At 47.9% G+C, this 23,596-nt stretch carries 25 protein-coding genes; all 25 read left to right on the top strand.

Annotated elements, in window-relative coordinates; all coding sequences use genetic code 11:
• Positions 1-403 precede the first annotated feature (403 nt).
• A complete protein-coding gene (locus BO51_RS03935; RefSeq protein ID WP_303264149.1) occupies positions 404-763 on the top strand; it encodes an HNH endonuclease in 360 nt (119 codons plus the stop codon).
• A gap of 114 nt (positions 764-877) precedes the next feature.
• Entirely contained in the window at positions 878-1,426 is a 549-nt protein-coding gene (locus BO51_RS03930; RefSeq protein WP_044036329.1) for a hypothetical protein, read from the top strand.
• Between the two features lie 2 nt (positions 1,427-1,428).
• Positions 1,429-2,211, top strand: coding sequence for an S-adenosylmethionine synthetase N-terminal domain-containing protein (locus tag BO51_RS03925; protein WP_496484180.1), 783 nt, complete (start codon positions 1,429-1,431; stop codon positions 2,209-2,211).
• A 10-nt stretch (positions 2,212-2,221) separates the two neighbouring features.
• On the top strand, positions 2,222-3,487 hold the full coding sequence (locus BO51_RS03920) for a site-specific DNA-methyltransferase (protein WP_496484178.1): 1,266 nt from the start codon (positions 2,222-2,224) through the stop codon (positions 3,485-3,487).
• Complete coding sequence (locus BO51_RS03915; RefSeq protein WP_496484176.1) at positions 3,480-5,297, top strand: DNA cytosine methyltransferase; 1,818 nt, start codon at positions 3,480-3,482, stop codon at positions 5,295-5,297. The genes BO51_RS03920 and BO51_RS03915 overlap by 8 nt, the downstream gene beginning before the upstream one ends.
• Before the next feature lie 98 nt (positions 5,298-5,395).
• Entirely contained in the window at positions 5,396-6,145 is a 750-nt protein-coding gene (locus tag BO51_RS03910) for a virulence protein (protein WP_496484174.1), read from the top strand.
• Positions 6,129-6,515, top strand: coding sequence for a DUF4314 domain-containing protein (locus tag BO51_RS03905; RefSeq protein ID WP_496484172.1), 387 nt, complete (start codon positions 6,129-6,131; stop codon positions 6,513-6,515). The genes BO51_RS03910 and BO51_RS03905 overlap by 17 nt, the downstream gene beginning before the upstream one ends.
• Positions 6,508-6,687, top strand: coding sequence for a DUF5049 domain-containing protein (locus BO51_RS03900; protein WP_044036341.1), 180 nt, complete (start codon positions 6,508-6,510; stop codon positions 6,685-6,687). Before BO51_RS03905 ends, BO51_RS03900 begins: the two co-directional genes overlap by 8 nt.
• A gap of 2 nt (positions 6,688-6,689) precedes the next feature.
• On the top strand, positions 6,690-6,929 hold the full coding sequence (locus BO51_RS03895) for a DUF7678 domain-containing protein (protein WP_044036342.1): 240 nt from the start codon (positions 6,690-6,692) through the stop codon (positions 6,927-6,929).
• Between the two features lie 112 nt (positions 6,930-7,041).
• Positions 7,042-8,646 carry a terminase large subunit gene (locus BO51_RS03890; RefSeq protein WP_496484169.1) on the top strand — a complete coding sequence of 535 codons (1,605 nt, stop codon included), beginning with the start codon at positions 7,042-7,044 and terminating at the stop codon, positions 8,644-8,646.
• Between the two features lie 18 nt (positions 8,647-8,664).
• Positions 8,665-10,029, top strand: coding sequence for a phage portal protein (locus BO51_RS03885; protein ID WP_496484167.1), 1,365 nt, complete (start codon positions 8,665-8,667; stop codon positions 10,027-10,029).
• A complete protein-coding gene (locus BO51_RS03880; RefSeq protein ID WP_496484165.1) occupies positions 9,926-10,657 on the top strand; it encodes a head maturation protease, ClpP-related in 732 nt (243 codons plus the stop codon). The genes BO51_RS03885 and BO51_RS03880 overlap by 104 nt, the downstream gene beginning before the upstream one ends.
• A 6-nt stretch (positions 10,658-10,663) precedes the next feature.
• Complete coding sequence (locus tag BO51_RS03875; protein ID WP_496484163.1) at positions 10,664-11,866, top strand: phage major capsid protein; 1,203 nt, start codon at positions 10,664-10,666, stop codon at positions 11,864-11,866.
• Between the two features lie 17 nt (positions 11,867-11,883).
• A complete protein-coding gene (locus BO51_RS03870) occupies positions 11,884-12,195 on the top strand; it encodes a head-tail connector protein (RefSeq protein WP_496484161.1) in 312 nt (103 codons plus the stop codon).
• A gap of 1 nt (position 12,196) precedes the next feature.
• A complete protein-coding gene (locus BO51_RS03865) occupies positions 12,197-12,532 on the top strand; it encodes a head-tail adaptor protein (protein WP_496484159.1) in 336 nt (111 codons plus the stop codon).
• Positions 12,525-12,956 (top strand): HK97-gp10 family putative phage morphogenesis protein, encoded by a 432-nt coding sequence (locus BO51_RS03860; RefSeq protein WP_496484157.1) that lies wholly within the window; start codon positions 12,525-12,527, stop codon positions 12,954-12,956. Before BO51_RS03865 ends, BO51_RS03860 begins: the two co-directional genes overlap by 8 nt.
• Positions 12,953-13,294: a hypothetical protein gene (locus BO51_RS03855; RefSeq protein ID WP_496484155.1), complete on the top strand. Its 342-nt coding sequence runs from the start codon at positions 12,953-12,955 to the stop codon at positions 13,292-13,294. Before BO51_RS03860 ends, BO51_RS03855 begins: the two co-directional genes overlap by 4 nt.
• Positions 13,295-13,297: 3 nt before the next feature.
• Positions 13,298-13,894, top strand: a complete 597-nt coding sequence (locus BO51_RS03850; protein ID WP_496484153.1) for a major tail protein — start codon at positions 13,298-13,300, stop codon at positions 13,892-13,894.
• 14 nt (positions 13,895-13,908) lie between these two features.
• Positions 13,909-14,292: a hypothetical protein gene (locus BO51_RS03845; RefSeq protein ID WP_496484151.1), complete on the top strand. Its 384-nt coding sequence runs from the start codon at positions 13,909-13,911 to the stop codon at positions 14,290-14,292.
• 200 nt (positions 14,293-14,492) lie between these two features.
• Entirely contained in the window at positions 14,493-16,784 is a 2,292-nt protein-coding gene (locus BO51_RS03840) for a phage tail protein (protein ID WP_496484149.1), read from the top strand.
• An 11-nt stretch (positions 16,785-16,795) separates the two neighbouring features.
• Positions 16,796-18,454: an InlB B-repeat-containing protein gene (locus tag BO51_RS03835; RefSeq protein WP_496484148.1), complete on the top strand. Its 1,659-nt coding sequence runs from the start codon at positions 16,796-16,798 to the stop codon at positions 18,452-18,454.
• A gap of 16 nt (positions 18,455-18,470) precedes the next feature.
• Complete coding sequence (locus tag BO51_RS03830; protein ID WP_496484146.1) at positions 18,471-20,312, top strand: metallophosphoesterase family protein; 1,842 nt, start codon at positions 18,471-18,473, stop codon at positions 20,310-20,312.
• Positions 20,313-20,317: 5 nt separating this feature from the next.
• On the top strand, positions 20,318-21,640 hold the full coding sequence (locus BO51_RS03825; RefSeq protein WP_496484144.1) for a hypothetical protein: 1,323 nt from the start codon (positions 20,318-20,320) through the stop codon (positions 21,638-21,640).
• Positions 21,641-21,717: 77 nt separating this feature from the next.
• Positions 21,718-22,140, top strand: coding sequence for a phage holin family protein (locus BO51_RS03820; RefSeq protein ID WP_496484142.1), 423 nt, complete (start codon positions 21,718-21,720; stop codon positions 22,138-22,140).
• A gap of 1 nt (position 22,141) precedes the next feature.
• Complete coding sequence (locus BO51_RS03815) at positions 22,142-23,086, top strand: N-acetylmuramoyl-L-alanine amidase (RefSeq protein WP_496484140.1); 945 nt, start codon at positions 22,142-22,144, stop codon at positions 23,084-23,086.
• Positions 23,087-23,596 lie beyond the last annotated feature (510 nt).

Genomic DNA, 23,596 nt, shown 5'->3' with positions numbered 1-23,596 from the left:
GGGCTTTTTCTTATGCCATAAAACAGGAGGGAGGAAAGATGGTTAATAAATGCTTTGGCAGTAACGGAAGGAACGGCTGCAATATCCTGACTGTACACAAGTGCTTGCAAGATAAATGTTCCTTCTATAAAAGCACCCAAGAGTTAGAGGAAGATAGAAAAAAGGCTTATCTTTTGCTTGCAGCTTTACCACCCGATATGCAGCGGTATATCTCCGATAAGTATTATAACGGTAAGATGCCATGGTCAAATAGCAAATGTGTTGTTCAATATTCCAGATGAGATTTTTATGAGATGAAATTCATTATAAATCCAAATATAATGGTATTGTGAAAAATTATGGATAAGCCTTCATGGGATGAACCTGTGAGGGCTTTTTTTATACCCGTAAAGGAGGTGGCCAGATGCCAAGAAAGCCAAAAAGGCCTTGCTCCTTTCCCGGCTGTCCTGAGCTGACGGACGGAAGGTACTGCGATAAGCATCAAAAGCAAGTTGATGCTTATTACAACAAATATGAACGAGATCCCCAAACAAGAAAACGCTATGACCGGAGATGGAGACGCATCAGAGACAGATATATCTCAGAGCATCCGCTTTGTGAGGAGTGTCAAAAGTACGGAAGTCTCACTCCGGCCGAAGAGGTGCACCATATCATCCCTTTGTCTAAAGGCGGAACCAATGCAGACAGCAACCTTATGAGCCTGTGTAAAAGATGTCACTCTTCGATCACTGCCCGCGAAGGAGAGCGGTGGGCAAGACGGTAGGGGGGTCAAAATCTCTAGTGGATATGTTTCGTGCAACGGGCGGGGGGTTTCGTGTGAAAAAATTGCGTATTCAAAAGGGTAATAAGGCCCGCAGACAGAAAGGCGGTGAGAAATGTGCCAACAAAATCGAATAACACAGGCGGCCGTGGCGGAAAACGTCCGGGTGCAGGTCGTAAGCCAAAGTCCAATCTGGAAAAGGTGCAGAACGGCAACCCCGGCGGTCGCAAACTAACGATGCTGGATATCCCCGATGTGGAAGGTATCCAGATGCCGAAACCAAATGAACTGCTCAGTGCAAAGCAGCGAGACGGAACGGAATTGAGAGCAAAGCAGATTTATGAGGATACATGGAACTGGCTCAATTCCATCGGCTGTGCGGGTTATGTTTCCCCACAGACCATTGAGCGTTACGCTATGTGTGTGGCGAGATGGCTGCAGTGCGAGGAGATGACGAATGAACTTGGATTCTTATCAAAGCATCCCACAACCGGAAAACCTGTCACCTCCCCGTTTATCAATATCGGCATCAACTATATGAACCAGGCCTCAAGGCAGTGGGACAACATCATGCAAATCGTAAAAGAAAACTGTTCCGTGGATTTTTCCGGTACCAATCCGAATGATGACCTGGAACGACTATTGCACCAACGAAAGGGGTTCTAATCATGATTGAAAAAGTAAATCCGAGCCATCCGGACAAGGTGGCAGATAGAATTGCAGGAGCCATTGTGGATCTGGCTTATGCAAAAGAAGATAATCCGAAAATCGCAGTGGAGGTTTTAATCGGTCATGGTGTGTGCCATGCCATTATTGAAACCACAGCGGATTTGGATAAAGCAGAAATTATAAATGCCGTGCACCGCATCGCAGGTGTGATGGATACGGACATCGTTATCGTTCCCCAGGATAAGCACCTGTCGGATAATCAAAAAGACGGTGTGCGTTGTGGGGATAACGGCATCTTTAAGGGGATGCCTCTGACACAGGAGCAAGAGGAACTTTCCCACATTGCCCGTGACATTTACGGCAGATGTCCTTATGACGGAAAGTACATTATGGACGGTGTTCGCCTGATCATCTGTCAGAGCAATGTAGAAACAGCGGATTTGAAGATGCTTTACCCCGGTGCGGAAATCAATCCTCTTGGTGACTGGACCGGCGGCACGAATGTAGACACGGGTGCGACCAACCGTAAACTCGGTTCTGATATGGCTGATTCCGTTATAGGCGGCGGTCTGCACGGCAAGGACCTCAGTAAGGCGGATGTGTCTGTAAATGTGTATGCGTTCCTGAAAGCACAGAAAACCAAACAGCCTGTGCAGCTTTGCTGTGCCATTGGAGATGACACCATTGATGACAAGCCTTATGCGGAAATCGTAGCCATTGCAAGAGAGTTCATTCAGAAACTCGGTGGCTTTGAGAAGTTTGCTGAATGGGGTCTGTATTAAGGAGGGTGCTATGGGAAGAACAACAACGCAGATGGAACTTGTTTCCATTACAAAATTAGTGCCGTATGTAAATAACGCCCGCACCCATTCTCCGGAGCAGATTATGAAGCTCCGTTCTTCGCTCCGTGAGTTCGGCTTTATCAATCCTGTCATTATTGATAAGGATTACGGTATCATTGCCGGACACGGGCGTGTGATGGCTGCCAAGGAAGAAGGCATCGATGAGGTGCCTTGTGTTTTTGTGGACTACCTTACCGAGGCACAGAAGAAAGCCTACATCCTTGCCGACAACCGTATGGCGCTTGATGCAGGCTGGGATGAGGAAATGCTGAAAATCGAAATCGAGTCCTTGCAGGGCATGGATTTTGATATCGGTCTGGCAGGCTTTGACGATGATGAAATCGCAGACCTCTTTGCCGGAGATGATAAATCCGATGTAAAAGAGGACGATTTTGATTTGAACGATGCTTTGGAAAAGGCAGCCTTTGTGGAGCGTGGCGATGTGTGGACGGTAGGCAGACACAGACTGATGTGCGGTGATGCTACAAACCCCGATGATGTGGCAACGCTGATGGACGGTAAGAAAGCCAACCTTGTACTGACTGACCCTCCGTATAACGTCGCCTTTGAAAGTTCCGATGGTCTGTCCATTAAAAACGATAAGATGGCAAGCGAGAAGTTTTATGAATTTCTGCTTTCGGCATTTCAGAACATGGCTGCCCACCTGGAAAAAGGCGGTGCCGCTTATGTGTTCCATGCCGACACGGAAGGCTTGAATTTCCGTAAGGCATTTATCGATGCAGGCTTTCACCTTTCCGGCTGTTGCATTTGGGTGAAAAATTCCCTGGTGCTTGGAAGAAGTGATTATCAGTGGCAGCACGAACCTGTGCTTTATGGTTTCCTTCAGAACGGCAAACATTACTGGAGCAAGAGCGCAGGCAGAAGTCAGACCACCATTTGGAACTTCGATAAGCCGAAGAAAAATAAAAACCATCCGACTTCCAAGCCGCTCGACCTTCTGGCATATCCCATCGGCAATTCCAGCCGTGAGAATTCCATTGTGGTGGATACCTTCGGCGGCAGCGGTTCAACGCTGATGGCTTGCGAGAGAACCAACCGTATCTGCCATACGATGGAACTGGATGAAAAGTACGCATCGGTTATCCTCCGCAGATATGTGGAAGATACGGGTGATGCAGACGCTGTCTTTGTTATCCGTAACGGTGTGCAGATACCGTATGCCGACCTTGTGAAGGAGGTTGGTGCAGATGAATAAGAAACCTATGACCCTCGGCAGTCTTTTTGACGGTTCCGGGGGATTTCCTTTGGGAGGCTTGATTTCCGGTATTACCCCTTTGTGGGCATCGGAAGTTGAGCCTTTTCCTATTCGTGTAACAAGCAGGCGTATCCCTCAGATGAAGCACCTGGGTGATATTTCAACTATCAACGGTGCCGAGGTTGACCCCGTGGACATCATCACATTCGGCAGTCCCTGCCAGGATATGAGTGTGGCGGGAAAACGCAGTGGTCTTGACGGAGAACGCTCCTGCCTGTTCTACGAAGCAATCCGAATCGTAAAAGAAATGAGGTGTAAAACCAATGGTGAGTATCCAAGATACATCGTGTGGGAAAACGTCCCCGGCGCCTTCTCCTCAAACGCAGGAGAAGATTTCAGAGCCGTCCTCGAAGCAGTCGCGTTCGTCAAAGGTGACTATGCTGTCTCTTGTCCTCCAAAAGGAAAATGGACAGGTGCAGGAGAAATCCTGGGAGACGGTTTCAGTATCGCCTGGAGATGCGTTGACGCGCAGTTTTGGGGAGTTCCCCAAAGAAGAAGACGTATCTATCTTGTCGCAGATTTTAATGGTGGGTGTGCCGGAAAAATATTATTTGAGTCAGAAGGCCTGTTTAGGAATCTTGAAACGAGCCGATGCCCGTGGAAAGGAACTGCCGGAACTTCTGAAGAAAGCACTCCTGCGACAGGCATCGTCCTAAATGACCAGGGCGGCAACCGTATGGATGTCACTGATGATGTGACCTGTACCCTTCGTGCCGAGGCGCATCATCCGCCTTGTGTTATGGAGTCTGCGGGATTTTGTACGGAACACTCTGCCGACAGCCGTGGCATCGGTTATGAGGCGGAAAAATCTCCAACGCTACGAGCAGGAGTCGTTCCTGCAACCGTATATGAAAATCACTCGCAGGATACCCGATATGTGGGTCCCCTTGATGTGGCACAGACCGTGGCGGCAACCTACGGCACAGGCGGAAACAATCAGCCGTTTGTGGTAGAGCCGACCGCTTTCGGTGTCTGCTCCAAGGACAGTAATGCAATGAAGTCTGCAAATCCCAACAGCGGATTTTATAAAGCGGATACTTCACGAACCCTTGACGGCAACGGTGGAAACCCTGCCTGCAATCAGGGCGGCATTGCCATTGTGGAGGGCAACGGCTCTCGTCCTTCCCACCACGGTAACGGTTATGCCGAAAGTGATGTCATGTACACCTTGAACACCGTAGACCGCCACGCCGTTGTCTATGCCATTGACCGTGAAAGTTATAACTGCGGTCAGAACTTCGCAAGGAATATGGGTATCAGTGATGAGGGTGTCAATTCCACACTGAAAGCCACGGGGCCCGATGCGGTTGCCGTTCCCACCTACTCAAGCAGCAAGGCATCGTTCTTCACTTCTGCGGAAGAGGAACTCGCCAATACTTTAGTAGCTACGGATTACAAAGACCCTCCGCTTGTCAACGATACCGATGCGGATCTGGAATACATTGTGCGTAGGCTGACACCTACGGAATGTGCAAGGCTCCAGGGATTTCCGGATTGGTGGTGCGCTGACCTTGGTGAGAAACTTCCTTCTGAAGAGGAACTCGCACGGTGGGCAGAAATCTTTGAAACACATCGTAAGATTGTGGGAACATCAAGCAAACCGAAAACACGGAAGCAGATATTCAAGTGGCTACAGAACCCTCACTCTGATTCGGCGGAGTATAAGATGTGGGGCAACGGCGTGGCACTTCCCAATGTGGTTTATGTGCTGATGGGCATCGTGTACTATACACAAAACGAAGGGGTGTAAATCTACAAGTATTCTCCCATATATTTTGCACATATGACTTGCTATTTTTGCCCTTTAGAGTGATATATGTAGTACCGAAAATAAAGGAGGTACTCACAATGAGAATTCATTACAATGTTCCAGGTAAAAAACGCAAGGAACTGGCACAGACCATAGCCACATGGCTTGAGGCAGACTGCAGGTACAAGGGAGTTCCCACCTGCGCATACGAAGTGGACTACTTCACAATCGACAAGGAAGGCAACCTGCTGTTTGATGATATGGCAGACAGTGAGGTCATCGAAAGACTTCTGGAGCATCTTTACGATGAGGGGTTTGAAAGTGACATCTCAGAGTATGACAGCGAACAGCAGGAGCCTGTAATTTCCGAAGAAGAGCCGATGGAAGATTGCCCGCCGGATTACCTTACCCCTTATGAAAACGAGCCACAGGGCGAAACGGTGGGGCTTACGGTGGCGATTCCTCTTGATAAGGTTGCGGTCGGTAACCTTACAAACCTTCTGGATGCCAAGGGCGGTCTTATTAAGAAGGCGTTGGGCATTTCGGCAACACCAATCGAAATCGGCGAGGACAGGGTTTCCTTCCCTTGGTTCGAAGGTGAGTTGGATGCCGACGAGGTCAAGGCTTACAGCCACTTCATTGCTGCCCTTTGCGAAATGAGTAAAAATCAGAAACGCATCAATGCTACGGAAAAAGCGGTGGACAACGAGAAATACGCATTCCGCTGTTTTCTCCTCCGCCTCGGCTTTATCGGAAACGAATACAAGACCGAGCGAAAAATTCTGCTCCGCAACCTTTCCGGCAGCAGTGCTTTCAAAGGAGGTGTCAAGCATGAGATTTCCGAATAAAGAAACAGTCGAGCGTGTACGCAAAGCCTACCCTGTAGGCTGCCGTGTGGAACTGGTGCAGATGGAAGATATGCAGGCACCACCCATTGGCACGAAGGGTACGGTTCGAGGTGTGGATGATACTGCCTCCATCATGGTTCGTTGGGATAACGGCTCCGGCTTGAATGTGGTGTACGGTGTCGATAGTTGTCGAAAACTGGATGCAGTGACCATTACCTGCTACGGCAGCACCGAGGTTTGGGACAGCAGAAAAGAGGCTGCCGACTTCTACCTTCGTGCCATTGCAGGGTCAGAGGGCAGCGAGTGTGAACGCTATACCAAGATTTACACTGAACTGCTTATGGGCAAGGAGGTCTGCACCGATGAATAAAATCAAGGAACAGATACTCGCCATCCGAGCAACCGGACGCACCAATATGTTTGATGTTCCGATGGTGCAGTACATTGCCAACGAGATGCATTTTTACGAATTGGTGGTATACCTTGAGGAACACCGTAAGGAATACACCCACTTTATTCTGACAGGCGAAATGGAGGACTGACTATGTGGAAAGAAGGAACAATCGGCATCCCGCAAAAGGACGGCGGTTACAAGGCAGTCCACTACTGGATAAAGGTTTATGAGGAAGGCAGCCAGTTCGGTATCAACGGCGGAAAAATCAGCAAGCTGATGCTGAAACTGAATGGTGAGGTCATTGCCAACTATGACAGAGGTTGGGACATCGAGCCTGCAACCGAAGAAGCAAACCTTGCCCTTTGCATTTTGCTGAACGAACACAATTAAAAATCCTGTAAAGGCAGGACGGAGCCGAGAGGCTCTGTTCCTCGTATACGCAAAGTCGCACCGAATATGGTGGCGGCTATTTTTTATGCCATTTTTGAGGAGGTGACGGCATTTGAGAAAACTGAAAAACTATAAGCCAACCCGCTTTATGGCGGAGGGCAGTTATTACGATAAGGATGCCGCCGACCACGCAGTATGCTTTATCGAAAAATTCTGCTGTCACACCAAAGGTACATGGGATGGAAAGCCATTTGAACTGATTGACTGGCAGGAGCAGATTATTCGAGATATCTTCGGTGTCCTAAAACCAAACGGATACAGGCAGTTCAACACAGCCTATATCGAAATCCCAAAGAAACAAGGCAAATCGGAACTGGCGGCGGCAGTGGCGTTGTATCTTTTGTGTGCTGACTTTGAGCCGGGTGCAGAAGTGTACGGCTGTGCTGCGGATAAAGACCAGGCACGAATTGTATTTGATGTTGCTTTGGAAATGGTAAGGCGAAGTCCACTGCTTAAAAATAAGATGACCATCCAGGCAAGCCAGAAGACCATGACCTACAACCCGACGGGCAGTAAATACAAGGCTCTGTCGGCGGATGTAGCCAACAAGCATGGTTTCAATACCCACGGCGTTATTTTTGATGAGTTGCATACCCAGCCGAATCGAAAACTGTTTGATGTTATGACCAAGGGTTCCGGTGACGCAAGAATGCAGCCACTTTACTTCCTGATCACCACGGCGGGAAACGATACGCAGTCCATCTGCTACGAAACCCACCAAAAGGCAAAGGACATCATCGAAGGGCGAAAAGTTGACCCTACCTTCTACCCTGTGATTTATGGTGCAGAGGATGATGATGACTGGACTGACCCGGAAGTATGGAAAAAAGCCAATCCGTCCCTTGGGGTAACGGTTGGTATCGACAAAGTGCAGCAAGCCTGCGAACAGGCAAAGCAGAACCCCGGCGAGGAGAATGCCTTCCGTCAGTTAAGGCTGAATCAGTGGGTAAAACAGGTTGTCCGTTGGATGCCGATGGCGGTGTGGGATGCCTGTGCGTTTCCAACCGACAAATCCGAACTGGAAGGCCGTGTCTGCTACGGCGGCCTTGACCTTTCAAGCACTACGGATATCACGGCATTCGTGTTGGTGTTCCCACCGGAAGATGAGGATGATAAATATATCATTCTGCCGTATTTCTGGATACCGGAAGATAACATTGACCTGCGTGTTCGCCGTGACCATGTGCCGTATGACATTTGGGAACGACAGGATTTGCTTATGACCACCGAGGGCAATGTAGTCCATTACGGCTACATCGAGAAATTTATCGAGTCCCTGGGTGAGAAATACAACATCCGTGAAATCGCATATGACCGTTGGGGCGCTGTTCAAATGGTGCAGAACCTTGAGGGTATGGGATTTACGGTAGTTCCTTTTGGGCAGGGGTACAAAGATATGTCCCCGCCGACCAAAGAACTGATGAAACTTGCGCTGGAGAAAAAACTGGCTCACGGTGGGCATCTGGTTCTTAGGTGGATGATGGATAACATCTACATCAAAACCGACCCTGCCGGAAACATCAAAGCAGATAAAGCCAAATCCACAGAAAAGATTGACGGTGCCGTTGCCACGATTATGGCACTCGACCGTGCAATCCGCTGTGGCAACACCAACAGTGCTTCGGTTTACGATGACCGTGGCATTTTGTTTATTTAGGAAGGAGCGTGATTTGATATGGGTATTTTTACGGGAATGTTTAAGTCGAGAGATAAGCCCCAAAACAGAACGGCAGGCAGTGCCTACACTTTTTATATGGGTGGTACAACTTCCGGCAAGGCAGTAACCGAGCGTTCTGCCATGCAGATGACGGCAGTGTATTCCTGTGTCCGTATTCTTGCGGAGGCAGTGGCGGGTTTGCCTTTACATCTTTACAAATATAACGATGACGGCGGCAAGGAAAAAGCCATCGACCATCCGCTTTACCGACTGCTTCACGATGAGCCGAATCCGGAAATGAGTTCTTTCGTATTCCGAGAAACCCTTATGACCCATCTGCTTTTGTGGGGCAATGCTTATGCCCAGATTATACGTAACGGCAAGAATGAGGTTGTTGCCCTTTATCCGCTGATGCCAAACAAGATGTCAGTGGACAGGGATGAGAATGGGCATCTGTACTACACCTATTACCGTGGCTCTGATGAAGCCATTAAAAACAAAGAATTTGCAGTAACGCTGCAGCCTTCTGATGTGCTTCACATTCCCGGACTCGGCTTTGACGGGTTGGTGGGATATTCTCCGATTGCTATGGCAAAGAACGCCATCGGCATGGCAATTGCCTGTGAGGAGTACGGTGCCAAGTTCTTCGCCAACGGTGCAACCCCTGGTGGTGTTCTGGAACATCCGGGTGCTATCAAAGACCCACAGAGGGTCAGGGAAAGTTGGCAGGCTGCCTTTGGTGGCAGTTCCAATTCCAACAAGGTGGCTGTCCTCGAAGAAGGAATGAAGTACACACCGATTTCCATTTCACCGGAACAGGCACAGTTTCTTGAAACAAGGAAGTTCCAAATCAATGAAATTGCTCGAATTTTCAGAGTACCTCCCCATATGGTGGGCGACCTTGAGAAGTCGAGCTTTTCTAATATTGAGCAGCAGTCCCTTGAATTTGTGAAATACACCTTGGACCCGTGGGTCATCCGTTGGGAGCAGTCCATTATGAGGGCATTGCTTTCCAATACGGAAAAGAAGGATTATTTCGTGAAATTCAATCTGGAAGGTCTGCTCCGTGGCGATTACCAAAGCCGTATGAACGGTTACGCCATCGGTCGCCAGAACGGTTGGATGTCTGCAAATGATATCCGTGAACTGGAAAACCTTGACCGCATCCCTGCGGAAGAAGGCGGTGACCTTTACCTTATCAACGGCAATATGCTCCCTCTGAAAGATGCGGGTGCTTTTGCAAATACAACTGACAATGACGGAAAGGAGGAAAACCCCGATGAAAAAGTTCTGGAAGTGGAAGAACCAGGCACAGACGGAAACGATGCCGGAGGCGAGGACACTGTTTCTGAACGGAACAATCGCAGAAGAAAGCTGGTTTGATGATGATGTCACACCACAGCTTTTCAAGGAAGAACTGAATGCAGGTTCCGGTGATATTACCGTTTGGATTAACTCGCCCGGCGGTGACTGCGTGGCGGCCGCCCAAATCTACAATATGCTGATGGAATACAAGGGTAATGTCACGGTCAAGATTGACGGTATCGCTGCCTCCGCAGCATCCGTGATTGCGATGGCAGGCACAAAGGTGCTGATGTCCCCTGTGTCCATGATGATGATTCACAACCCTATGACCGTTGCTTTCGGCGACTCTGCGGAAATGCAGAAAGCCATTGAAATGCTGGCAAGCGTGAAGGATTCCATCATAAATGCCTATGAAATCAAGACAGGATTGTCCCGCACAAAGCTGTCCCACCTTATGGATGCTGAAACATGGATGGATGCAAACAAGGCCGTGGAACTCGGCTTTGCAGATGAAATCATGCAGCGTGTGGGCGGTGCCGAGGATATGGAATCCCCTGCGGTTTCCATGCTTTATTCCAAGGCAAATGTGGTCAATTCTCTCATGGACAAGGTTGCAGCCAAGTGTGCAATCAAGTCCGAACCAACCCGTAAAACCAAAGCTGATGACCTTATGGCAAGGCTAAATCTTATCAATAATTGGAGGTAATTTATTATGACTATTAACGAACTGCGCGAAAAGCGTAACCAGGCTTGGCAGGCTGCAAAGGCTTTTGTGGAAACCAAGCGCGACAAGGACGGTCTGCTTTCCGATGAGGATGCAAAGACCTATGCACAGATGGAGAAGAAGGTTCAGGACTTCGGTGCTGAAATTGAGCGTATGGAGGCGATGGCAGCTATGGATGCACAGCTTTCCAAACCTACCTCTGCTCCCATCACTGAAAAGCCTATGAACGGCAAGGCTATGGACGGTCAGAAGGCAAAGACCGGACGTGCTTCTGATGCTTACAAGGACGGTATGCTTAAGGCACTCCGTACCAACTTCCGACAGGTCAGCAATGTTTTGTCCGAGGGAATTGACGCTGACGGTGGTTACCTTGTTCCCGAAGAGTACGATTCCCGCCTGATTGAGGCTTTGGAGGAAGAGAACATCTTCCGTAAGCTGGGTCACACCATCACTACCAGTGGTGAGCGTAAAATCAACATCGCAGCCACCAAGCCTGCGGCAGCGTGGATTGACGAGGGCGAGGAACTTACCTGGGGTGATGCAAAGTTCGCCCAGATCAACCTGGATGCCCACAAGCTCCATGTTGCTGTTAAGGTTACCGAGGAACTTCTGTATGACAATGCATTCGGTCTTGAGAAGTATATTCTCCGTCAGTTTGCAAAGGCTCTCGCCAATGCGGAAGAGGATGCCTTCCTCAACGGTACCGGCGTGGGTCAGCCTTTGGGTCTGCTTGCATCTGAGGGCGGTGCGGAAATCGGTGTCACTGCCGCATCTGCAACGGATATCACTGCCGATGAACTCATCGACCTTGTGTACTCCCTCAAGCGTCCTTACCGTAAGAATGCCAAGTTTATCTGTAATGACCAGACCTTGGCTGCTATCCGTAAGTTGACCGACAAGAACGGCCGCTACCTCTGGCAGGATTCCGTTCAGGCGGGAGAGCCTGGCAGACTGTTGGGTTATGAGGTGCATACTTCTCCTTATTTCCCTGTTATCACTGCAGGTATGCCTGCCATTGCCTTCGGTGACTACAGCTACTACAACATCGGTGACCGTGGTACCCGTTCCTTTGCGGAACTGAAGGAACTCTTCGCCGGAAACGGTATGGTCGGCTTTGTTGCCAAGGAGCGTGTGGACGGCAAGTTGGTACTGCCTGAAGCAGTAAAACTGCTCACTATGGCTACTGCCTAAGATGGGAGGTGGCAGTGATGAGTGAACTTCTGACGAAGGTTAAGGAAAATCTGATACTGGAGCATTCGGTGGATGATGGACTGATTGAAAGGTTCATCACTGCCGCCGTTTCCTATGCGGAAAGCTATCAGCACATTGCGGCAGGATATTATACGGAAAATGCGATGCCCGCCACTACCGAACAGGCAGTGGTTATGCTGGCATCGCATTTCTATGAATCCAGGGACGGCTCTACGGGCGGTTTCTTTGCCGATAATGTTCAGGCGGGTCAGCAGGTATGGAATACGGTCAACCTTCTTCTCAGGCTCGACCGAGATTGGAAGGTGTGATATGAGTTTCGGAAAAATGAATGGCTTTGCTGACATTGTCATCACAAAAAAGGTAAAGGACAGCGAGGGTTTCTCCTCTACGACAGATGAAATCCTCGCCTCTGTCCGTGTTTACAGGGAAGGCCGCCACGGGAGTGAGCGTTGGGCAAACCTCGCTGCATTCTCCGAGGCAACCGACCTATTCCGCCTCCGTGTCATTCCCGGTCTTGAGATTACCACCGACCATATCTTGGTCTGTGAGGACGGGCGTTTTGAAATTACGTCCGTGGAAGATGTCAAAGGGCGTGGGATGTATGTGGAGGTGCTTGCGAAAAAGGTGGTGTCGACCAGTGGCTAAAGTGGATATCAAAATGCCGGAGGACTTTCTGGAGCGTATTTCAAGGCTCGGCTCGGACTTTGACCCTGTTGCACAGAAAGTGCTTGAAGCCGGAGCCGAGATTGTCCTTGCCAAGGCACAGAGCAACCTTTCTTCTGTGGTAGGCAGCGGCACAAAGTATGAGTCCCGTTCCACGGGAGAGTTGGAGGGCGCACTCGGATTGTCTTCTGTGAAGATGGACAAAAACGGCAATCACAACATCAAAGTCGGCTTTGCCGAACCCCGCAGTGACGGCATTAGCAATGCAAAACTGGCGAACATCATCGAATACGGCAAACACGGCCAGCCTGCCAAACCTTTTATGAAACCCGCAAAGACAGCATCCCGTGCTGCCTGTATCAGTGCAATGCAGAATAAATTCGAGGAGGAGGTCAGAAAACTGTGAGTGTGCTGTCAGATATCAATGCAACCCTTGAGCCGTTAGGCGTTCCGCTTGAAACGGGCGTCTTTAAGGATGAGGCTCCGGATAAATATATCGTGGTAGTTCCTATGGCAGACAGCTTTGAACTTCATGCAGACAATACTCCCGGTTGTGATATCCAGGAGGCACGAATTTCTCTGTATGCCAAAGGCAGCTACACTAAAGACAAAAATGCAATCGTCCGTGCCTTGCTTGGTGCGGATTTTACCATAACCGACCGCAGATATATCGGTTATGAAACCGAAACAGGCTACTTCCATTACAACGTGGATGTGGCGAAACACTATGAAATGGAGGAATAAACAATGGCTACTATCGGTCTTGATAAACTTTTTTATGCCAAAATCACCGAAGATGATGCCGGGGATGAAACCTACGGCACTCCGGTGCAACTGGCAAAGGCTATGAACGCCGATCTCTCGGTAGAACTTGCCGAGGCAACCCTTTATGCCGATGACGGCGCATCGGAAATCGTGAAGGAATTTAAGAACGGCACCCTTTCACTGGGCGTGGATGATATCGGTGCTTCTGTGGCATCCGACCTTACCGGTGCGACTATCGATGCAAACGGTGTTGTGGTGTCTGCAAGTGAGGACGGCGGAGAGCCTGTGGCTGTCGGTTTCCGTGCAAAGAAATCCAACGGCAAATACAAGTATTACTGGCTCTACCGCGTGAAGTTTGGCATCCCTGCCACCAACCTTGCTACCAAGGGTGACAGCATTACATTCTCTACACCTACCATCGAGGGTACGATTCTGCGCCGTAACAAGGTGGACGGCAAGGGCAAGCATCCCTGGAAGGCAGAGGTTACGGAGGGTGATGCTGCAGTGACTTCGGAAATCATCACAAACTGGTATACGGAAGTATATGAACCTTCCTATGCTACAGAGGCGGCTGAATAAGGAGGATATGACACATGGATAAAGAACGCTCTGCAATTATCAATATCGGCGGTGACGAGTATACGCTGCTCCTCACTACCAAGGCTACCAGGGAAATCGCAGGACGCTACGGCGGTTTGGAGAACCTTGGCGACAAGCTGATGAAATCCGAGAACTTCGAGATGGCAATCGGTGAAATCGTATGGCTGATTACGCTTCTGGCAAACCAGTCCATCCTTGTCCACAACCTGAAAAACAAGGATGACAAGAAAGAAGTCCTTACCGAGGAGATGGTGGAACTTCTGACCACACCTTTGGATCTGGCAGATTACAAGGCTGCCATTACCGAGGCTCTGTATAAGGGTACCAAGCGTAACATCCAAAGTGAGGACAACTCAAAAAACGCGGCGGTCGGGTAAGTGACGAAGAGTTATTTACTCGACTTTTATATTACGGCATCAGTCAGCTTCATCTGTCAATGGATGAGGTGTGGCTGATGCCGTTTGGCTTGCTAATGGACCTGTGGGAATGCCACAAGCAGTACACGGGTGCAGCAAAACCGAAACGAGAATATTTCATTGACGATATCATTCCGGACGGAATCTAAGGAGGTGGTTTGATGGCGGATGATTTTGGTCTGAAGATTGGCCTTGAGGGCGAAAAAGAATTTAAGAAAGCATTGTCCGAAATCAACCAGTCCTTTAAGGTTCTGGGGTCGGAAATGAAGGTTGTTACTTCACAGTTCGACAAAAACGATAATTCCGTGCAGGCACTGACCGCAAGGAATCAGGTGCTGAATAAGGAAATCGAGGCACAGAAACAGAAAATCGAAACCTTGCGGCAGGCACTTGCCAATGCCTCCGAGTCTTTCGGAGAAAATGACCGAAGGACACAGCAGTGGCAGATTCAGCTTAATAACGCTACGGCGGCGCTCAATGATATGGAGCGTGAACTTGACCGTAATAACACTGCCCTGGATGAGGCCGAACGTGAAATGGACGATGCCGCCGATGCTGCGGATGATCTGGAAGAAGAACTCGATGATGCCGGAGATGCTGCCGATGACTCCGAGGGTAAATTCTCAAAACTTGGCGGCACTCTGAAAACCGTGGGCGTTGCAATGGGTGCGGTGGTTACGGCTGCCGCTGCCGCCGCAGTTTCCCTTGGAAAAGCAGTAGTAGAAGCATACGGCGAGTATGAGCAGTTGGTCGGTGGTATCGACACGCTGTTCAAGGATTCCTCTGCATCTTTGCAGGAATACGCCAATAATGCCTACAAAACTGCGGGTATGTCGGCAAATGACTATATGTCCACGGTTACCTCTTTTTCCGCATCCCTTATTTCTTCCCTTGGAGGAGATACTGAGGCGGCAGTAAAGTATGCGGATATGGCTATTACCGATATGGCGGATAATGCCAATAAGATGGGTACGGACATCGGACTCATCCAGAACGCCTACCAGGGTTTTGCCAAGCAGAACTACACGATGCTGGACAACTTGAAACTCGGCTACGGAGGCACCAAGACTGAAATGGAACGTCTGCTTGCCGATGCACAGGCGATTTCCGGTATTGAGTATGATATCAGTTCCTATGCCGATGTGGTTTCTGCCATCCATGTGATTCAAGAGAGCATGGGTGTGGCGGGTGCAACGGCAGCAGAGGCGGAACACACCATTGAGGGTTCTTTGAACTCCATGAAGGCTGCCATCGATAACCTTATCGTAGGTTTCGGTAATGCAGATGCAGACATTGAAATGCTCTGCAACAATGTGGTGGATGCGTTCCAGGATGTGCTGACCAACATCACGCCTGTAATCGAAAACATTATAGCGGCACTGCCAACGGCTCTGAACGCCTTGCTCGCAACAGTGGGAGAACTTCTTCCGACACTTTTGGATACCGTGGTTGACCTGTTTTCGCAGGTGCTGAACACCATACTTACCATGCTGCCGAAACTTATCCCCGTGGTAATCGATGCACTGATGACCATCGTAAACACACTGATTGAAAATCTGCCGTTGCTGATTGATGCGGCCATTCAGATTGTGATGTCTTTGGTGCAAGGCATCGGCGAGGCACTTCCTACACTTATCCCTGCAGCAGTGCAGGCTGTGATTACGATTGTTCAGAGCCTTATTGAAAACCTGCCGATGATTTTGGATGCAGCGTTGCAGTTGATTATGGGATTGGCACAGGGTCTGCTTGATGCGATTCCGGTGCTGATTGAGCAGTTGCCTGCAATTATCTTGAGTCTTGTAGATTTCTTCATTGGCGCTATCCCACAGATTATCGAAGTTGGTGTGAAACTCCTCATTGCATTGGTACAAAATCTGCCTACCATTATCGTGGAAATCGTGAAAGTAGTTCCGCAGATTTTAGCGGGTCTTGTATCCGCATTTGGTCAAGGTGTCGGGCAGCTTGCAGAGGTCGGAGGTAACCTTGTTCGTGGTTTATGGCAAGGCATCCAGTCCCTCGCCTCGTGGTTATGGAATAAAGTATCCGGTTGGATTTCGTCCATTTGGGATGGTATTTGTGATTTCTTTGGAATCCACTCTCCATCCGATGAGATGGCATGGGTCGGTGAAATGCTTGTAAAGGGTCTGTCCGGTGCCATTGATTCAAGCGGTAAAGATGCCGTAAAATCTGCACAGCACATGGCAGAAGACATCAACGGCGTTATGCATGGCTTGGCAGCAGAGATGAATACTGCACTGCCTACCGACTTTGACTTTTCTGCCGATGTCGGATACACGGCGGATAAGCATACGCCAATGGAATTCACAAATAACCCAGCAAGTTTTACCTTAAATCAGCCGTTGATGATTGATGGAAAAATCATCACAACTATTGTTTCCCAAATTCAGTATAGCCAGGGCCGAGCATCCATTCGTAACCTTGGTACAGTTTAAAGGAGGTCCCTATGTCTTATGTTCTTGATGGTGTGACATATTACACCGTTCGATTTTTGAATTATGATGGTGATGACCTCCTTGGCACTGTCGATGTGCCGGAGGGCGGTGATGCTACACCATATGCACCGAAACCAGAAGTGTTTGAAAATATGGTGTTTATTGGTTGGAATCGCGATATTACCAATATTGTGAATGACAAGACGGTCAGACCCCTCTACCATAATCTGTACACGGTAATATTCATGAATCACGATGGCACTGCAGCTTTGTCTACACAAACAGTCGAGCAGACATATGATGCAGTGCCTCCTGAACCGGAAGTTGTCAGTGGTAAGACGTTTGTTGAGTGGGATACTGATTACACCAATGTGCAGTCCGATTTGACTATCAATCCTGTGTATGAGGTTACAGGATTCACAGTGCGATTTTTAAATTATGCCGAGGATGACCTTTTGTCTGTCCAGTATGTGGATAAAGGTGGAGATGCCATTCCTCCAACACCGGAGAAAATAAAAGGAATGATATTTCTTAGGTGGAGTTCATCCTATAGAAATATCGATTCTGACAGAACTCTAAAACCGTTGTATCGTGAAATACCACCGAGTCCGGTGCTGAAGTTTTATGCACCCGCAGAGGATAATTCTTCCGGTGATTTGATTAAAAGCTACCGGGCAGTAAATTCCTGCAGCATTGTGCAGAAATTAAGCGGCGAATGTACGATTGATGTAAGCCTCCTTACCAGAACCACGGAAGGGTATGTTGATGTGAACAGTCGATTGGAATTGGATGGACTTGTGTTCTATATTACAGGACTTAAGAAAAACATTTCCGGCGGCATATGTTATACGCAGTTTACTGGAGAACACATCACCTACATTCTCAATAACGATGAGTACAAGGTTACGGCGTTTGAACAATCCGGTACGGTAAAGAGCATCTTAGAAACTCTTTTGATGGGAACACCATTCAATGTGGGTATCGTTGATATTGAGGAAGAGGTCACTCTCCGAATTAACAAGGAATGTACCCGCCGTGCTGCTATCATGCAGCTTTTAGCACTTGCCAAGGGAGAAATCGAGTATTATGGATACACCATTGGTATTCGCGGCCATGTGGGAAACGAAACGCCAATTGATATTGTAAAGAAGGCATCCGTTCAGGATATCAGCTTTTCTTACAGTGTTTCTGATAAGACTACGAACTATGAGATTTCGCTATATAAAAAGGGTTCTCTTGAACTCGGCGATGAACTGATTGTGGCGTTCAAACCTATGGCAATCCAGACGGAGAGCAGAATTGTTGGTATGGATTGGAATCCATTTAACCATAAGGAAGTAAGAATCACAATCGGTGCGTACATCCCCACCTTGAACGATTCGCTTTATGAATATATCAATGCCGTGCAGAACATCCGCGATACTACGGCAAAATACACCGTAGAATTTGGTGAGATGATCGGGAATGGCACTTTTTATTTTACCCGTGCCTATCATGACAGACCCTACTTTCATATTCATACGAGTGATGGAAGTGAAGGTGTCATCACGCTTAATCGTAGCAGTGGTAGTGAATTTGGTTCGTATGTGGGAGCAACGCTTTCGGGAGTTGATACTACTACATCAACGCTGCTTGTTTTCTACTGTACCGTCCCAACAGATGAAGAATAACCGGAAAGGAGTATTTATGGCAGGCATATTTAATGATGAGAAATACAAGATTTCATCTGATAAGGCTATTGAGTTTATCAAAAGGCAGATGAATGTAAATAACTATACCCTTCATCCGGTGCTGAAAGAAGATTATACGGATGCGCATACAGGCCGTGTGCTTGCTGCTGTTGATATTCCGGAGGATGCTATAGTCAATTATCCGAATTATATCTGCTGCGACCAGTTCTACGATGAAACCTATGTAGGTATTTGCAGTGGAAAGCATCAAAACCTCGATACGGCAGCAAAAAAGATGGGTGTAGAGATAACAACCTACACGGATATGCAGTATCGTTCCAATATCTGCGCCCTTCACGATGATGGGACGTGGCACAGTGAACTCTATTTTAAGGAAACGGATTATTATGGAGTAAACGGAACGGTAACAAAGAAACAGACCTATTGGTACAGACAGGATGTCATTATCAATGAGGGCGGTTCAAATGGTATCAAAGGATTTACCTTAAAATATTATGATTGGCTTGACGAGGATGGCACGGTAATAGATGTGGACAATCTCCCCGGTATGGTCGAGGAACTGTTTAATCAGGAAATCTTTGATGTACCGGAGGGAGAAACTGCACCGACGGAAGAATTTTTATATGCTGAAACATATACTCTCCGTCCGCAGTTGGTGGATGACACGATACTGGATAATGCCGTTCCAAGGTATGCAGATTACACTGCAACGCTCTATATTTACGCTGATGTTGAGTATGATGCGTTTACTACGGATATTTATTATGATGGCGTTGTTACACTTGCTGACCTGCCAGAGAATCCGATTATTCTGCCGGAGGAGCCTGTGCCGTTTATCAGAGATGCCATCGTTCAGCCATATACCTCTGAGGGAAAGGTCATCATAACTTGGATTACCAATTTTACGGATGCCTGTACGATAACCGTAAACGGCAATTCGCAACAAGTTTCCTATGAGGATATTGTGGATGGATATTACACCTTTCATGCGGTGGTGGAGGCACCTCTTGGCGGTGAGTATTCCTACACCATTGAAGGGAAAAACGGTGTAACACTTACCAAGAGTTTTGTAGTGCCGGATAATATGAGATTTCTCATTGCAGGTGACCCTCAGATTATTGCGGAAGATTCTGCTGAGAACTGGTATCGTGTACAGACGATTCTTGACCCGTTACCGACACTCATCATCAGTATGGGTGATCAGGTGGATGCTATCACGGATGGCCTAACGAGGACATCGCAGTATCATATGTTTACGGAACAGCATTCCGTTCCGATTGCGACAGTGCGAGGAAATCATGATAAAAACGAGCATTTCTTCGGTCATTATGGACTTCCAAATGCAGATGGAGGCAATTTTGCCTTTCTGCATAAGGGAGTCCTTTTTGTTGCTATCGATACAAATAATACGAACTGCCAATTCCACATCGACTATATTACAAAGGCTCTGGCAGAGCATGAATACACGTGGGCGATACTCCTTACGCACCACAGCTTGTATTCTGCAAGTAAGTCCGGTATTTCAGACAATGTGAATACGCTGCGAGAAGGACTGACGGACTTTATCGTAAATCAGACGGATATCTGTATGGTTCTGGCAGGACACGAACATCATCTCAGCCGAACCACTTATCCTGGTAAACTGTTCTTTACAACACCTACCTGCACAGGTTCAAAATACCATGTGCCGGATAATCCTTCTGCCGAATGGAATGAGGTTGTCATAGAGCAGAAAGAGCCGATGTATACGGTCATGGATGTTACCACAAATCAGATTACGCTGACTACCTATGATTATGAAGGAACAACGATTGATTCGTGTTCCATCGGGAGGTGATGCCTATGGGATATATTGCGTTTCCGCAGTCTTTTGCAGGGAAAAAGATTGTTCGTATTCATGATGTGAATACTGAAATTACAGTGGGAGCAACGGGCAGCGGCTATGATGCGTGGTATCGATACCCGGCTTCGTTTCTGATACCGGAGGGTGACCCGCAATTCAGCAAAGAAGGTAACACTGCTCTCGGTGCATACGGATATATGCTGAACTCCCGTACATGGTCATATGATGTGGGTCTTGCGCTGTTGGTGTTTGCCACCTCTGGTGATTGGGACATCGTGGATGAAATGCTGCACCGTCTGATGTTAGACCAGAATACAGACGGAAGTTGGAATTTCTCCTATGACATTTATATCGGGAAGTTATTTCACGATTATGTTCGTACCGGAGCAATGGGATGGGTTGTCTGGGGAATTTGTTATGCTTTGCTTACAAGAACTGACGGTAAAGATAAAACCGCTGAATGGCTTGAGATGTTAGAAAAAGGAGGCAGTTGGCTGTTATCTCGCCAAGTAACCAATAAGGATGACCCTCGTTACGGTCTTCTCCGAGGCGGCTATGGTGTTTATGACAATGATTACAACTATACCGACGTGGAGATTGAGTGGTGTTCGGTAGAGCATCAATGCTCTTCTCTGCAGGCATTGGAAGGCTGCGCCCTTGTGTTGAAAAAGAAGAAATACAAAGAGGCAGCGGAATTGGTACGTGACCAGTTGTTCTTAAAATGCTATGACACTGAAAACGGCAGATTTTTTCAAGGCATCAACGGCGGCAAACCGGATGAGGCATGGGCATTGGACTGTACCACTTGGGCAGGAATGCTCATTTTTTCTGTGGTGCATTCGGATTGTGCCAAAACCTGCCTTAATACCGCCTGCGAGGTCTATCTGACCACGGATAAGGAAATCGTCATGAGTTCCGAAACGGACTATTACAACATGACATATTCATCCGATGGCACATTTTCCGGTTTCAAACCTTACAGTGACAGAACGATAGATTATGCAGGTGCACCGGACATTGTGTGGACAGAGGGTACGTTGGGATATGCTGCACTTGCTCTTATGTTAGGACGCGCGGATGAGGCAAAGTTCTATGTGGATGAGTGTATTCGCCTGCAGGAATGCAACGGCAGTTCCGGAGGAGTGATATATACCACTGCCACCTACGGTACACTTCCGTGGGAGTTTCATGTTTGGGAGAGTGTTGTGTCTTCTGCGTGGCTCTATCTTATTATCAACAACCCTGATGTGCTGTTTCCAAGAACACTCAGACAGGTTTATTACATGGCCAAAATCACAAATATTGAGGATGAACGGCCTTAAATACGTTATCTACAGATGGTTGTCCGATTGGGCAGCCATTTTGTTTTACAAAAATTTATGAAAGCGAGGATTTTACTATGAAGGATTTATGGAACACCATTCAAATCATTTTTACTGCCCTTGGCGGTTGGCTCGGCTGGTTCTTGGGAGGCTTTGACGGTTTTCTGTATGCACTGGTGGCGTTCGTGGTTGTGGACTACATCACAGGAGTCATGTGTGCCATTGTGGACAAGAACCTGTCCAGTTCCGTAGGCTTCAAGGGCATCTGCCGTAAGGTGCTGATTTTCACTTTGGTGGGCATTGCGCACATTTTGGATGCCAATGTTATCGGTGACGGCAGCGTACTCAGAACGGCGGTTATTTTCTTCTATCTCTCCAATGAGGGCGTGAGCCTTTTGGAAAACGCATCCCGCCTTGGTTTGCCGATTCCGGAGAAGATGAAGGATATCTTAGAGCAGCTCCATAATCGTGTAGATGATACAGAAAGCGAGGGCAAGTAATATGAACTTACACAAACTTATTTTTACGGAAAACGCCTGCTACAAAGCGGGCAAGAAAATCACGGTCAAGGGCATCATGGTTCATTCTACGGGTGCCAACAATCCGAATCTGAAACGCTATGTCGGTCCCGATGATGGTCTGCTTGGCAAGAACCAGTACGGCAATCACTGGAATACTTATCATCCCGGCGGCAGAGAGGTCTGCGTTCATGCTTTCATCGGTAAGCTGGCTGACGGTAGCATTGCAACCTATCAGACGCTCCCTTGGAATCATCGTGGATGGCACGCCGGGGGTAGTGCAAACAACACGCATATCGGTTTTGAAATCTGCGAGGACGGTCTTACGGATTATGCCTACTTCAAAAAGGTGTACCGTGAGGCCGCTGAACTTTGTGCCTACCTCTGCAAGGAGTATGGTTTGACCGAGCAGAACATTATCTGCCATTCCGAGGGTTACAAGCAGGGTGTTGCATCTAACCACGGTGATGTAATGCACTGGTTTCCGAAACACGGCAAGAGTATGGATACTTTCCGTGCGGAGGTAAAGGAACTCCTGGCGTCTACCGATGAGGAGGAAACCGAAACTCCTGCAGAGCCTACGGTGACATATCCCGAAAAGCTGACTACTGGTTATTACCGTGTGCGTAAGACCTGGAAGGACAGCAAATCCCAGGTAGGTGCATATCGTATTCTTTCCAATGCAAAGGCGGCCGCAGATAAGAACCCTGGTACTTTTGTTTTTGCCAATGACGGCACTGCCATTTATCCTGCCGACAGCACAGCCGAGCCGGATTACCGTGTCCATACGGTTGTGAAGGGCGATACCCTTTGGGATATTGCCGTGAAATATCTCGGCAAAGGCAGCAGATACACTGAAATTAAAAAGCTGAACGGACTGACTTCCAATGTGATTTATAGCGGTTGGAAACTGAAGATTCCGAACTAACACGATGCCCTTTGAGGATTTTTCCTTGAAGGGCATTATTTTTTTACCCATTTGGGGGTTCGATTCAGCCTGTCTTTTCGCTTATAGGCAGAGGGAACATTTCCACCGTTCCCCGGACTGGAGGAATCACAATGGAAGTAAAACAGATTGAGAATTTTAAGATACCTAACACCGTGGCACACGAGATTACGCAGGAGGAATTGCAGCGTGAATACGACTTTTACATGGTGTAAATGATAAACTGATAATGTAGAAAAATTAGAATCTCAAAATGCACAAATTTATACATTTTTTCTTGTATAATATTTCTAAAAAGCTTAACTGACAGGAGAGATATTATGCGAAAAGATGTATTGAATCAAATTAAGTTGATAAAGGAGGATGTAAAATTATTGAATAAAAGTGAACTAGCACGAAGATTTAATTGTGATCCTCGTACAGTTGAAAGATATATCAATAGTGCAGGATCTGATGTAAGAAAACCAAGGGAAATAAAAAGTAAAATAGATG

This window comes from Soehngenia saccharolytica DSM 12858 (assembly GCF_059568515.1).
Note: the sequence above shows the minus strand (reverse complement) of the source record. Positions and strands in the feature narration are given on the sequence as shown.